The organism is Streptomyces sp. ISL-11 (assembly GCF_018614525.1).
Lineage (GTDB): Bacteria > Actinomycetota > Actinomycetes > Streptomycetales > Streptomycetaceae > Streptomyces.
Genome location: NZ_JAGGOL010000133.1, coordinates 1 through 13,401, shown reverse-complemented (window position 1 = coordinate 13,401; position 13,401 = coordinate 1). Strand labels below are relative to the sequence as shown.

Sequence of the window (13,401 nt, the reverse complement as noted above, 5' to 3'; positions counted from 1 at the left end):
AGCTGGTTCTTGGCCTGGACGGTCGCCTGTGTCCTCTCGTCGCCCCGGGTCAGCGCGGCTGAGGCCGGTCGCGCCAGAAGTCCAGGACGGCTGCTCGTAGGGTGCGGCCGGTGGTTACCGTGGAAGTGGCGTGCCAGACGGAGGAGTCGAAGGCGATTGCCGTGCCGGCCGCGGGCGGTAGGGAGGATGCGGGGGCTGTGGTCGGGTTGTGCGTGGCGCGGACCTCGAAATGGCCGCCGCCGTCGGCGGGCCAGTCCCGGTTGAAGTAGAGCACCACGGTCAGGGCCTTCTCCGGCTGGTCGTGGTGCAGGGAGATGAACTCGCCTTCGGCATGCGTGAACAGTCCGGTGTCGCGCGGCAGGCCGGCCAGTTCCATCCCGGTCACCTCGCCCAGCCGCGCGGTGAACTCCGGCCCGTCGAGGTCGTCGAGCAGCCGGGACCAGACCGTGGGCAGTCGCTCCGCCGCCGGCAGGCGTTCACCGTCCCGGGAGAGCGGCAACGACCTCAGCCGGAAGCGCTTGACCGGGCTGGAGAAGACCACCTTCTCGAAATGGTCGTCACTGGGGTAGGCGGCATCCAGTTCCCGGATATCGGACTCCGAAAGGACGTCCGTCGCCACGTGGGCGGCGATCCCTTCCCTGGCCTTCGTGAATTCAGTGGTGGTGCGCAGCATCGTGGAACGTCCTCCTGCTGGCGGGCGCCCGCGTCGGGCGCGGGCGATGGCAGGCGGTGATGCTAGGCAGGCCGACGGGGAGCGGGCTGTACGGAGATCCGTAGACGTGGACCGCCGCTCGCGGCCCGCCCGGAGGGCTCGGACCTTCGTCAGCAGGGAACTGCTGCGGGCTCCGCCCGTCCGGCAGGGAGGATCCCGTCGAGGATGATGGCGCAGGCCGCGTGCAGTTCGGTGCGCAGTTCCAGGTGTCTGTCCTGCCCCTCCGCCTGGGACCAGCGGTAGAGCGTGCCCAGGTAGACGTCGCGCAACAGGCAGCCCACGCGGTAGGCGTTGATGCCTTCGGGCAGTTCGCCCCGCTCGAGGGCCGCCTTGATGACCTCGGCGAATATGTCGCCGGCGTAGGGTGCCTCCTGCATCGGCCGGCCGGCCTTCACCCAGGCCATGAGCATGGACCGGGTGACGTCCCTCTCCTCTTCATTGATGTCCGCCAGAATGCGCATGCACCGTTCCAGGGCGACGCGCAGACTCTCCTGGCGGTCGACTTCCGAGGCGCTCAGGCCTGCCCTGAGACGGGCGCGCCGCTGTTCTCCCCACGCGCTGATGAGGTCTTCCTTGCGCTGGAAGTGGTTGAAGAACGTGCCGCGTGCGACGTCGGCGGTTTCGGCGATCTCGTCGACCGAGGTCTGCTCGTAGCCCTTCTGCGCGAAGAGCTTCAGGGCGGAGTCGTACAAGCGGCTCCTGACCTTGAGCTTGTTGCGCTCGCGGCGCCCGAGGGGGGTGCCGGGTGTTGTCGCGGGCGTGTCATCCATGGCTGCTCCTGCTGTTTCCTGCCGTCCGGCTTTGCGGCCTCGCATGCCAGCTGCCCGGGGCGAATTGGGGATCCGCCCCGCCACGAATGGATGATCATGCCGATCGCCTTGCCGGCGCGGTTGAGCTCGTCCTCGGCATGAAGACCCGGCTCCCCCGTCCGGCAATCTACTTGTACCACGATCCATGAATGGTTGGAAGTTCACGAAGTGTGGAAGTGTCGTGCCGCGGGAGTGGGGATGCGGTGCCCGCACCGAATCCCCGCCCGGCAAAACCAGCCTGTCTTCCGGTTAGGCGAGGCCGGCTCCTTGCAGATCGCGCCCCAGTCGCTCGGCGCTCTCCTCGCCCAGCAGCCGGGTGACGGACACCACCAGGCCGTGTTCGGCGAGCAGTTGCTGACGCAGCCGGGCGGCCATGAGCGAATCCAGACCATAATCGCGCAGGGGACGCCGGGGGTCGATCCGGTCGGGGGCCATGGCCAGGATGCGGGCAGCGCCCTGTACGAGTGCCGTGGCCCCGGTCGTCTCCCCGCTCGCCTCCGGCCCGGCCGGCCGACCTTCCGTCCCCGGCTGCTCGGGGGCATCTTCCACTTCATGGCCGGAACCGGGTTCCGGATCGGTACCGGACGCCAGTTTTGCCGGAACACCCGTGGGAATAGCGGCGTAATGGGTGAATGCGCGTGCACGGCCCGGGCCCACGATGCCGCGCAGTACGGAAGTCAGCGCTCGGGGAGCGCGTACGGCGCCTTCCACAAGATGGGCCGCGAATTCCGGCAACCGCAGGGCGGAACCGGCCCGTGAACCTGTGCCGGACAGCCCGGAAAGACGCTCGAGTCGGATACCGCGGAATTCGGCCAGTCTTCTGCCGTGCGCTCCTACGACGACCACATCGGCGTGCGCCTTCTCGCCCGCCTGGTACGGGGTGAAGGTGGCCATCACCCAGAAGTTCGGGGTCAGTTCGCCCTGGAACCGCACGTGTCCGAAGGACACCGGATGGTAGGCGTGCCGTGCGGACGGGCCGGTGGGTGCGGCGGCCAGCAGCGGCAGCAGGCATGCCTCCCAGGCTGCCTGTCCGAGGCCGTCGGGGCGGGCGAGGAAGGCCACGGCTTCCCCGTTGCGCCGCCACAGGTGGCGCACCGCCGACCCGTAGGCATCGGGGACGTCGTAGCCGCGCTGCGTCAGGCCGAGCAGGAACCGTTCGGTTGCGCGGTAGTCGTGGCAGCGCGAGAGGGCCTCGTCGATGGCGTTCTGAAGGCAGGGTGCGGCGTCGTCCCGATCGGACGACCTGGACGGCCCGGATGCCCCGGATGACCCCGACGCCCCGGACGTCATATGCACCGTCGCCGTCAGGCAAGTCACCGGGGCGGCGGAACCCCGCCCCGCCGGCACTGCCTCGACCAGCGCCGTGCGTGCTCCCTCCAGAGGGCTGCTCAGGCGGGCGCGGAGGGTCAGTCCGCCGGCGGCGGTGATGCCGGCGGACTCCGCGGCGACGCGCGCTTCCTTGATGACGAAGGCGCTGCTCCCCGTATGCCCCGCGTGTCCCGCTTCCCCCGCGTCCTCCCGCACCGCGGCGGTGGCGGCCTCGTACAGGGCGCGCAGGTGGACGACAGGGGGAACGGGCGTCAGGCCGTGCAGGGAGACGCCGGCCGCGCCGGGATCCTGCGGGAAGTCGGCGGTGACCTCGCCCGCCGCGCGGGAGCTGCCGCCGGTGGCGGGGGTGCGGCGCAGGTGCTGCTCGTCCCAGGGATAGGCGGGAAGCGGCACGTGGCGGGCCGGGCCGCCGAACCACCGTGCCCAGTCGACGCGGCCGCCCGCCGTGAAGACCCGGCCGAGTGCGGCGGCCAGATCCGCGCTCTCGTCGCCGCCGCGGTGGGCGGAGGCGACGACGGCACCGGAGGCGCCGGCCTCTCCGAGGGTTTCCTCCATGGCGGCCTGGAGGACGGGATGCGGGCTGACCTCGACGAAGACGGACTCATCCGCCTTGGCCAGGGTGTGGACGCCGTCATGGAACCGTACGGGCTCGCGCAGGTTGGCACTCCAATAGGCGCCGTCCAGCTCATGGCCGTCCACCCGCGCGCCGCGGACCGTGGAGTACAGGGGGATGCCGGCGGCTGTCGGGGTCAGTTCCGCCAGCCGCTCGCCGAGTTCGGTGGTGAGCCGGTCCATGACGGGGGAGTGGGAGGCGACATCGGCCTTGACGAAGCGGTTGAAGACGCCGGCGGCGTCCAGGCGCCCCTTGATGCGGTGCAGGCCGGCCAGGTCACCTGCCAGGACGGTGGTGGTGGGAGCGTTCTCCGCCGCCACGCACACGCCCGGACCTTCCTGCTGGGCCATCTCCTGCGCCTGGGGCGCCGCCAGTTCGGTGACGAGCAGGCCGCCCTGCCCGGCCACGCTCCGCATGAGGCGGCTGCGGCGGCAGATGACGGCCGCCCCCTGCTCGGTGGTCAGGGCGCCGGAGACGACGGCGGCGGCGACCTCGCCCATGCTGTGCCCCATGCAGACGTCGGCGGTGACGCCCATGTCCTGCCAGTGGGCGGCGAGGGCCACCTCCACCGCCCACAACAGGGGCTGGACCTTCTCCACCGTGGTGGGGAAGTCCTGCTCCGCGGAGTCGAGGAGTTCGGTGAGCGACCAGCCCGCCTCATGCCGGACGGCCTCCTCGCAGGCCCGCAGGGTGCGTGCGAAGGCGGGGGAGGACGCCATCAGGGACCGTCCCATGCCCGCCCACTGCGAGCCCTGCCCGGGGAAGACGAACACGGTGCGGCGCGGGGGCCCGAAGACGCCCTCGCCCCAGGCGCCGTGGGGGGTATGGACGCCGGCGGCCAGGTGGCGCAGGACGGCGGCGAGGCCGTCGTGGTCGGCACCGGTGGCCCACAGGCGGTAGGGGTGTGCGTCGCGGCGCAGGGCGGCGGTGGCGCAGATGTCGCGCAGCGGGTGACCGTGGCCCGCGCCGCCGGGGCCGAGGTGACCGGCGTAGGCGGCGGCCAGGCGCCCGAGGGAGGCCCGGGAGCGGGCACTGAGTACGAGCAGATGGACCGGCCGTGCCGTCGTGGGCGGCTCCGGTCGCCGGGACGCCGTGGGGCTCGCGGTCCGCGGCGGGAAGGTGACCGATGACGTCGGAGTCCGGTCCGGGGGCGCGTCGTACTGGGCGACGACGACATGGGCGTTGGTGCCGGACAGCCCGAAAGAGCTGACCCCCAGCACGGCCGGCGCGTCCGGGTCCCCGGCGCGGTCCTCCGCCCGCCGCAGGGGTTCGTTGCGGGTGACGACCTCGACGGGGAAGCCGGGGCGGGTGAGCAGCGGGTGGGGAGTGCGCTGGTGCAGCGAGGCGGGGACGAGGCCGTGGCGGGCGATGAGGATCGTCTTGATCAGTCCGGCGATGCCGGCGGCGGCCTCCGTGTGGCCGATGTTGCTCTTGACCGAGCCCGTGCGCATCCGGCGCCCGGCGGGCAGCTCCTCCAGGGCCTTGGCCAGGGTGCGCAGTTCGACGGTGTCGCCGACGGTCGTGCCGGTGCCGTGGGCCTCGATGTAGGCGAGGTCGGCGGGGCGTAATCCGGCGCTCGCGCAGGCGGCGGTGAGCATGGCGACCTGCCCGGAGACGGCCGGCTTGAGCAGCAGGCCGCTGCCGCGCCCGTCGTTGGTCACGGCGCTGCCGGCCAGCAGGGCGAGTACGGGATCGCCGTCACGCAGGGCGTCCGAGAGCAGTTTGAGGACGACGACGCCGGCTCCTTCGCTGCGTACGAATCCGTCGGCCGCGGCGTCGCCGAACTTGCAGCGGCCGTCGGGGGAGAGCATCGCGGCCTGGGAGTAGGCGATGGCGTGATGGGGGGAGAGGATCACGTTGACGCCCCCGGCGATGGCCAGCCGGCTCTCGCCGCTGAGCAGGCTCTGGCGCGCGGCGTGCACGGCGACCAGGGACGACGAGCAGGCGGTGTCCAGGGTCATGCTGGGCCCGCGCAGGTCGAGGGCGTAGGAGATGCGGCCCGCGGCCATGGCGCGCAGATGGCTTCCGGTGACGTCGCCGAGGGCGTGCCCGGCGGGGCCAACACCGTCGGCGTAGTCGGCTGTGGCCTGGCCGATGAAGACGCCGCTCCTGCTGCCCGCCAGGGCGGAGGGGGTGATTCCGGCGGCCTCCAGGGCCTCCCAGACCACGGGCAGCAGCAGCCGGTGCTGGGGGTCGAGACCGATCGCCTCGGCGGGAGAGATGCCGAAGAAGCCGGGGTCGAAGGAGAACGGGTCGTCCAGGAAGCCGCCGTGGTGGGAGACGGTCTTCCCCGGTGTGCCGGGTGTGTCGGTGCGGTACGGGGCGATGTCGAACCGCTCGCGGGGGACGGCCGTGACGCAGTCCCGCCCGGCGACGAGGTTGTGCCAGAACTCGTCGGTCCCGGTGGCCTGCGGGAAACGGCACCCCGTCCCCACCACGGCGACGGTGCGCTCGGGCGCAAAGGCATGCATGTGAAACCCCACCTCGGTCAGTGCTGAAGTTCATTGCCGAACGTGCGCGGAGCGGCGGGGCTGCGAAGAGCAGAAGCGTCGGCCCCACTGGGTGGGGATTGTGGTCCAAAGATGCACTGGAGATCAAGATTGGTCTTCAAGTCTCTCCTTGGACTGTCTGAAACCGCGTCACGTTTCGCCCCGCCGCGCCCCTGTTGATCCCGTCATGTGACGCCGGGTCGGCGCCGCCTGTGATGCGGCTCTCGCGAAAAGTTGATCGCGAGTTCAAGATTGCATGCAAATATAAACTTGTTCGTGAGTTCATGGCTGGGCGGGGCGCGGAGACCGTGCCGCCCCCCGCTCCCGAGTGACGCAAACGGGGGACAGACGATGGTGAGGTACTCGGTCGACAGGGAATTCCGGGACGACGACCGCCTGCGGCTGACGCGCCCGGCGCACTGTGCCTACTGGCGCAGGATGTCCCGCCTGGGCGTGCTGGTGCACAGCGGTTCCTGGCGGGAGGGCTGCGGCGAGATCCTCGTCGTCGAGGCCGCCACCCGGTCCGAGCTGCAACAGGTGCTGGGCGAGGACCCGTACGTACAGGAGCATCTCGTCCTGGAGACGCGCATCAGGGCCCTGGAAGCCCTCGTCGAAGCCGCCGAGCAGCCGGCCGCCGGCGTACCGGACCGGCCCGGGGCGCGGACCGGCACCCGGCCGGTACCGGGAGAGGTGCCGGCCGCTGGGCCGGAGAGTCACGACCGGCTCAGTGCCCATGAATGGCGCGTCGCCCGCATGATGCTCGCGGGCCTGACGAACCGGCAGATCGCCGAGCACTTCGCCGTCTCGCCCCGCGCCGTGGAACAGCACATCACCCGCATCTACCGAAAGCTCTCCATCAGCCGCCGCGCACAGCTCGCCGTCGCCATCCAGGGCGGCGACCTGCCCCGGGCGGGGGAGCTGGCCGCCACCGGCTGACCTATGGGCAAGGCGCCGGGCGGGCTGGAATCCAGCCCGCCCGGCGCCGTGTTGTGCGGGGCCGCTACACGCCGGCCACGGCCGCGGCCGCCGCGGCTGCCAGCGGCCGCAGGCGGCGCAGTACTTCCGCCTCGCCCAGCGCGCGGGCGACCTGGAAGAGGTCGGGGCTGTGGTCCGTGCCCGTCACACACACGCGCAGCACGTTGACCACCTCGCGCACCGAGCCGTGGAAGGCGCCCGGATCGGCCCGGTGGGTCCGCACGTCCGGTGCGAAGCCGTGCCGTTCCGCCAGGGCACGCCACTGCGCGAACCAGTCCTCGGCGGAGCCGGCGTGCCGGTAGCTGCCGACGAGGTCGGTGACGAGGCCGGCGACCTGCCCGGCCGGCAGCCCCAGCCGGCTGTCGTCCAGTGAGTCCACCGGGGTGTGCAGCTCCGGGAGGAAGAACCCGTAGGCCCGGCGGAACTCGCTCCAGCACGCCAGGTCCTTGCGCGGCGTGCCCGTACCGCTCCGGCCGATCTCCAGGGCCTGCAGGGCCAGGTCCCGGCGGCTGCCCAGCACCCGGGCGAGCTCGGGGTCGTGCCCGGCGGCCCAGTCGGACAGGGCCTGGAGGGCGTCGGCCGCGGGCAGGGAGGCGATGTAGTCACGGCTGACCGAGCGCAGCTTGCCCAGGTCCACCATCGGCCCGGCCACCCCGGCCTCCTCCAGGCGCACCGGCTCGGCCATGGCGCGGCCGGCCGGCAGGTCCGCCAGCCGGCTGTTGGCCAGGCCGCGCAGGTAGTGCCGGACCGCCGGTGCCGGATACCCCGCGGCCAGGTAGAAGGCGGCTGCGGACTCCGGGTCCTTGCGCTTGCTGAGCTTGCGCCTGCTGGAGCCCTCGACCTTCATCAGCGGGGCGATGTGGGCGTACTGCGGAGGGGTGAAGTCCAGGGCGCGGTGCAGCTGGTGGTGCACCGGCAGGGAGGAGATCCATTCCTCGCCGCGGATCACGAGGGTCACGCGCATCAGATGGTCGTCGACGACATGCGCGAAGTGGTAGGTGGGCAGCCGGCGGCCCTGCTCCGCCGACTTGAGGATCACCACGTCGTTGCCGTTGTCGAGCATCGTCAGGGAACCCCGGACACGGTCGCGGAAACGCACCCGGCCGGGCAACCCCACAGGGCAGCGGAAGCGCACGGTGAACTCCTCGCCCGCCGCCATCCTTTCCTGCGCCTGCCGCACACTCAGCCCCCGGCAGTGCGCCCACTTGCCGTAGTAGCCGATCGGTGACCGCGCCTGCTGCTGCCCGGCCGTGTTCCGCGCGAGCAGCTCGGGCGGGCAGAAGCACGGATAGGCCAGCCCCTTGCGCACGAGTTCGCGAACGTAACTGAGGTAGACGCCTTCCCGCCGCGACTGCAGGTACGGGCCCCACGCCCCGGGCCGGCCACCGCCCTCGTCGGGGACGAGGCCGAAGTATCCGAAGATCCGCTCGAACTCCTCCGCCGCGCCCGCGACTTCGCGGCGCTTGTCGGTGTCCTCGACGCGCACCAGGTAGATGCCGCCGGTGTGCCGGGCCGCTTCCTGCGCGAGCAGCGCCACGTACAGCCCGCCCAGGTGCATCGACCCGGTCGGGCTGGGGGCGAAGCGCGTCACCTGCGCGTCCGGCGGGAGCCTGCGCGGTGCGAAGTGCTCCTCCCAGACCTCGCAGGAGCGCAGGTCGGCGGGGAACCACGAATCAATGACGTCACGGTCCTGCATGGCACATCCTTCCGTCGTGCAAACGGCGACAACAGCGGTGGACGGAGCGGGCGTCCGGATGCCGACCCTAGGCCGCCCCGCCTGCCCGGCCCCGCGCCCGCCGCGACGGTGATGTGGGAACCCGAACCCTTGGCCCTCCGTGCCGGTCCGCCGGGCCCGCCGGTGGGCGAGGCTGTTCCCGGCCGCCCCGGGTGGCGGCCGCCCGAGTGGCTTTCCGAGGAGAACGGACACCGATGTGCTGCGCGTGAGCCTGCTGGCGCTGGGCGCCCTGGCGGTGGGCACGGACGCCTATATGACGGCCGGACTGCTGCCGCAGATCTCCGGCGAGTTCCGCGGTTCGACCGCGGCGGCCGGGCAGCTGGTGACCGTCTTCGCCGTCTCCTACGCCCTTCTCGCCCCGCCGGCGCAGGCCGCACTGGGGCGCCTGGGCATGCGCCGGATCCTGCTCGTCTCCCTGGCCGTGTTCACACTCGCCAACGCCGCCGGAGCCGTCGCTCCCGATGTGACGACCCTCGCGGGCACGCGCGTGCCGGCAGGTGCGGCGGCCGGCGTCTTCATGCCCACGGCCGCCGCGACCGCCTCTCTCCTCGCCGGACCCGAACGCCGGGGCCGTGCCCTGGCCCTGGTGCTGGGCGGGCTGAGCTGCGGCACCGTCCTCGGTGTCCCCGCCGGACTGCTGCTCGCCGGTCACATCGGGTGGCGTTCCGCGCTGTGGCTGGTGGCCGCCGTCGGCGCCGCCGCTTACCTGGGCGTGGCCACCCTGCTGCCGCCCATGGACAGCGCGCCCCTGCCCTCACTGGCCGAACGCGCGGCCCAGCTGAAGGACCCCCGGACCGCCACCGCCGTGCTGACCACTTTCTGCCAGACCGTGGCCAGCCTGGGCCTGTACACATATCTGCTGCCGGTGCTGGACGACGCCGACGCCGGGCCCGGCGGCGCCGGACTGTGGGTGTGGGGGCTGGGCGGGATCCTGGGCGGTTTCGCCGTGGGTCACCTGCTGGACCGCGTTCCCCGGCCCGGCCTGCTGACCGGGCTGCTGCTGGCAGCCCTGGCCCTCGTCCTGGCGGCGATCACGCCGGCCCACGGCCCGTTGGGGGTATGGCCGCTGCTGGCCCTGTGGGGGGCGGCCGGCTGGGCCTTCGTCGTCCCCCAGCAGCACCGTCTGCTGGCCGCCGGACCCGCCCGCGGCGCCGCGGCCCTCGCCCTCAACAGCTCGGCCACCTACCTCGGCGGATCGGCCGGCGCCGCCCTCGGCGGCACGGCCCTGGCGGCCGGTCTCGCGCCCCGCCACCTGCCCCTGGCCGCGGCCGGCTGCGCGGCCCTCGCCCTGGCCGTCCACCTGGCCGGCGCCCGGAACGGAGAACGGGGCCTGGGCGGTGTCCGGCGGATCGGGGCGTCCTTGCCGCCCGCGGCGGCGACCGCTCCGCAGGCGCGTCCTCAAACGCCGGACGAGCCTGATCCTGGTTGAACCCCACCGCTTTCAGCCTGTCCGGCGCTCGAGGACACACCACCGCGCAGCAGCGGTCCGGACGGCACGGCCCGCAGCGCCCGTTCACCTGACCCGCCGGACACGGCACAGCCCCACACCTCGTACGAACCGCACCGCCCGAGCGGCAAACCGTCCCCCTCGTCACCGTCACCGGCCCCGCATCCCGGCCGCGAAACGATCGGAGAGTCCCGTGAAGTTCGGCGTCAACGTCCCCAACTACGGCCCCGGCGCCACACCCGAGACCCTGGGGGAGTGGGCCGGGCGCCTGGAGGAGCTGGGCTACCACCACCTGCTGGTGTCCGATCACGTCGCCCCCACCCCCGAGGTCCAGCGCCTCTTCGCCGCCCCCTTCTACGACCCCTTCACCGTGCTCTCCTACCTGGCCGGGGTCACCCGCACCATCGGGCTGGGCACGACCGTGACGATCCTGCCCTACCGTCACCCCGTCCTCACGGCCCGGATGGCCGCGGCCATCGACCGGCTGAGCGGCGGCCGCTTCGTCCTCGGCGCCGCCGCGGGCTGGGCCCCGGCCGAGTTCGCGGCCCTGGGCGTCCCGTACGCCCGCCGCGGAGCCCGGAGTGACGAGTACCTCGCCGTCATCAAGGCATGCTGGGCGGACGAAGTGGTCAGCCACCACGGCGAGTTCGTCTCCTTCGACCATCTGCACACCGGCCCGGCACCCCTGCAACGGCCTGGTCCGCCGGTGTGGGTCGGCGGCCACAGTCCCGGCGCCCTGCGCCGCGCGGTGCGCTTGGGCGACGCCTGGCACCCCACCTCCGTCACCGCCCGATGGCTGACCGGCCACGGCCTGCCCGCCCTGGAGCGGACCGCCAAGGAACTGGACCTGCCCGTCCCCGCACTCGTGCCCCGTATCAAACTCCGCGTCACCGCCCGACCCCTGGGCGGCGCCCGGCTCCTGGGCGAGGGCAGCCTGGACGAGATCCGCCAGGACCTCACCCTCCTGGACGCGCTGGGCGTCCGGACCGTCGTCCTCGACCCGACCTTCCCCGGCGAGCTCCGTACCCGCGAACGCAACGAACGCGACCTCGACACCTTCGAGATGCTCGCCCGTACGGTCATCGACCCGGAACAGCAGCGCCTGCGCTGATGTTGCCCGCAGCATGACGACACCAACACCCGGCGCGGCCCCGGTGCCGCGCCGCCCCGACGTGGACCTGCGCCGCCTGAGAGTCCTGGCGGAGCTCGACCGGCGGAAGACGGTCAGTGCGGCCGCGGCCGCACTGCACCTCACACCGTCCGCCGTCTCGCAGCAACTGGCCGCCCTCTCCAAGGAGCTGGGGGTGCGGCTGACCGAACCGGCCGGCCGCCGCCTGCGCCTGACCGGCGCCGCCCGCGTCGTGCTGCGCCACGCCGAGGAGATCTTCACCTGGACCGACCGGCTCCACGAGGCGGTGGCCGCCTGGCGAGAGGGGGAGACGGGCGAGGTGTCGGTGGCCGGCTTCGCCACCACCCTCACCCCGCTGATCCTGCCCGCCGCCGCCATCCTCAAGGGGAGCCGGCCCCAGCTGCGCACCAGCCTCGCCGAGGTCGACCCGCCGGTCAGCTTCGAGATGCTCGCCGACGGGCGCACCGACGTGGTCATCGCCGTCGAGTCCCCGACGGCCCCTGCCAACGACCCGCGGTTCGAGAAGTTCCCCCTCATGCAGGAGATCTTCGACGTCGCCCTGCCCCTGGGCCACCGGCTGGAACGGGCGCCGTCGCTGACGCTGGCCGACCTCGCGGACGAGGCGTGGATCTTCGCCACGGCCGGCATGTGCCAGGAGATCCCCCTGGCCGCGTGCGCCGCCGCCGGGTTCACCCCGCGTGCCACCCATGCCATCGGCGACTGGGAGGCCACCTTCGCCGCCGTCCGCCACGGCATGGGCATCAGCCTCGTCCCGCGCCTGGCCCGCTCCGCGGCCCGCGCCGGTGTCGTCGTCAAGACCTTCGACGACGCCCCCTGCCGCCAGGTCTACGCCGCCGTCCGCACCGGCGACGGACGGATTCCCCAGGTGGCGGCCGTCGTCGACGCCCTCGTCCAGGCGGCCGCGGCGGCCCGCGCGCAGGACGGCGGCACGCACGACGACGGTGAACGGGCCGGCGACGAACCGTAAGCCTGCCTTCACGGTCATCGGAAGAATCCCTCGATGGACGCGGCGGGGGCGGCGGTGTGAGGCTCTTTCCCGGAGCCCGGCAGCCGCACATCCCCGGGTCTCTGCCCGCACGGCCCGCACCGGCGCCGCAACTCCCCCAAATCCCCCCTCGGTTGCGCCCGGCCCGGCCCTACCCCCAATGAGACCGAAATGCCCCGAACGGCAGTCCGTGGACCGCCGGGATCCGGGGCACCGCGACGCCGAGGAGAATCATGTCGAAGGGTGCCGTCCTGCGGCTTACCGCTCTGAGCCTGCTGTGGGGCTCCGTCTTCCTGTGGATCAAAATATCCGGATATGCCTTCTCCCCCGTGGAGATGGTCTTCGTCCGCCTCGTCCTGGGCGCCGCCGTCCTGCTGACCATCGGAGCGGCCAAGGGCCAGCGGCTCCCGCGCGACAAGAAGATCCTCGGCCACATGGCCGTGGCCGCCTTCCTCGGCAACGCCGTCCCCTGGCTGCTCTTCGCCGAGGGCGAGCGCACCGGCTCCAGCAACATCGCCGGCATCGTCAGCGGCACCGGCCCCGTCTGGACGCTGGGCGCCGCCGTCGTCCTCGGCTCCGAGAAGCGACTGGGCGCCGCCCGCCTGTGGGGCATGCTCATCGGCCTGCTCGGCGTCGTCCTGGTCGCCGCCCCCTGGAGCGACGGCACGCACGCCTCCACCGGCAGCATCATCTGCTTCGTCCTCGGTGCGGTCAGCTTCGGCAGCAGCTTCGCCTACGTCGGACGCTTCCTGGCCGGCCGCGGCATCCCCGTCTTCATGCTGGCCGGCGGCCAGCTCGCCATCGCCGCCCTCATGACCCTCGTCGCCGTCCCCTTCATCGGCCTCGAAGCCGTCGAGTGGCGCACCGACTCCGTCATCGCCCTGATCATCCTCGGCATCGTCTGCACCGGCTTCGCCGTCCTGCTCAACACCATCATCATCACCAAGGACGGCGCCGCCGCCGCGGCCACCGTCATCTACCTCATGACCGTCGTCTCCGTCGTCCTGGGCGCCGTCTTCCTGGACGAGCCGCTCGGCTGGACCGTCCTGCTGGGCACCGCGGCCGTCCTCGCCGCCACCGCCCTGCTGCGCCGCAAGCCCGCACCCGCCCCTGCCCCCGCCCCGGCGGCGGGCGCCGCCGCGGCACCCCAGGTGGGC

9 protein-coding genes are annotated in these 13,401 nt (G+C 72.7%); 5 read left to right on the top strand and 4 right to left on the bottom strand.

What is annotated here, in order from left to right; translation table 11 throughout:
* Positions 1-49: 49 nt before the first annotated feature.
* The 3 genes from J7E86_RS24310 to J7E86_RS24300 form a co-directional block, all read right to left on the bottom strand.
* Positions 50-673 (bottom strand): 2OG-Fe(II) oxygenase, encoded by a 624-nt coding sequence (locus tag J7E86_RS24310; RefSeq protein WP_215084204.1) that lies wholly within the window; start codon positions 671-673, stop codon positions 50-52.
* Between the two features lie 149 nt (positions 674-822).
* Positions 823-1,482: a TetR/AcrR family transcriptional regulator gene (locus tag J7E86_RS24305; protein ID WP_215084202.1), complete on the bottom strand. Its 660-nt coding sequence runs from the start codon at positions 1,480-1,482 to the stop codon at positions 823-825.
* Between the two features lie 288 nt (positions 1,483-1,770).
* Positions 1,771-5,934 (bottom strand): type I polyketide synthase, encoded by a 4,164-nt coding sequence (locus J7E86_RS24300; RefSeq protein WP_215084200.1) that lies wholly within the window; start codon positions 5,932-5,934, stop codon positions 1,771-1,773.
* Between the two features lie 369 nt (positions 5,935-6,303).
* Between J7E86_RS24300 and J7E86_RS24295 the strand changes: the two genes are divergently transcribed.
* Positions 6,304-6,888 carry a LuxR family transcriptional regulator gene (locus J7E86_RS24295; protein WP_251019600.1) on the top strand — a complete coding sequence of 195 codons (585 nt, stop codon included), beginning with the start codon at positions 6,304-6,306 and terminating at the stop codon, positions 6,886-6,888.
* Between the two features lie 64 nt (positions 6,889-6,952).
* On the opposite strand, the gene J7E86_RS24290 is transcribed toward J7E86_RS24295, so the two are convergent.
* The gene (locus J7E86_RS24290; RefSeq protein WP_215084198.1) at positions 6,953-8,623 is read right to left on the bottom strand and encodes a glutamate--tRNA ligase; all 1,671 of its coding nucleotides are present in this window, start codon (positions 8,621-8,623) and stop codon (positions 6,953-6,955) included.
* 235 nt (positions 8,624-8,858) lie between these two features.
* Here J7E86_RS24290 and J7E86_RS24285 point away from each other — a divergent pair, with 235 nt between their 5' ends.
* The 4 genes from J7E86_RS24285 to J7E86_RS24270 form a co-directional block, all read left to right on the top strand.
* The gene (locus J7E86_RS24285; protein WP_215084196.1) at positions 8,859-10,091 is read left to right on the top strand and encodes an MFS transporter; all 1,233 of its coding nucleotides are present in this window, start codon (positions 8,859-8,861) and stop codon (positions 10,089-10,091) included.
* A gap of 211 nt (positions 10,092-10,302) precedes the next feature.
* Positions 10,303-11,220: a TIGR03619 family F420-dependent LLM class oxidoreductase gene (locus tag J7E86_RS24280; protein WP_215084194.1), complete on the top strand. Its 918-nt coding sequence runs from the start codon at positions 10,303-10,305 to the stop codon at positions 11,218-11,220.
* 13 nt (positions 11,221-11,233) lie between these two features.
* A complete protein-coding gene (locus tag J7E86_RS24275) occupies positions 11,234-12,226 on the top strand; it encodes a LysR family transcriptional regulator (protein ID WP_215084192.1) in 993 nt (330 codons plus the stop codon).
* 251 nt (positions 12,227-12,477) lie between these two features.
* The coding region (locus tag J7E86_RS24270; RefSeq protein WP_215084190.1) for a DMT family transporter at positions 12,478-13,401 on the top strand (924 nt) is incomplete at its 3' end.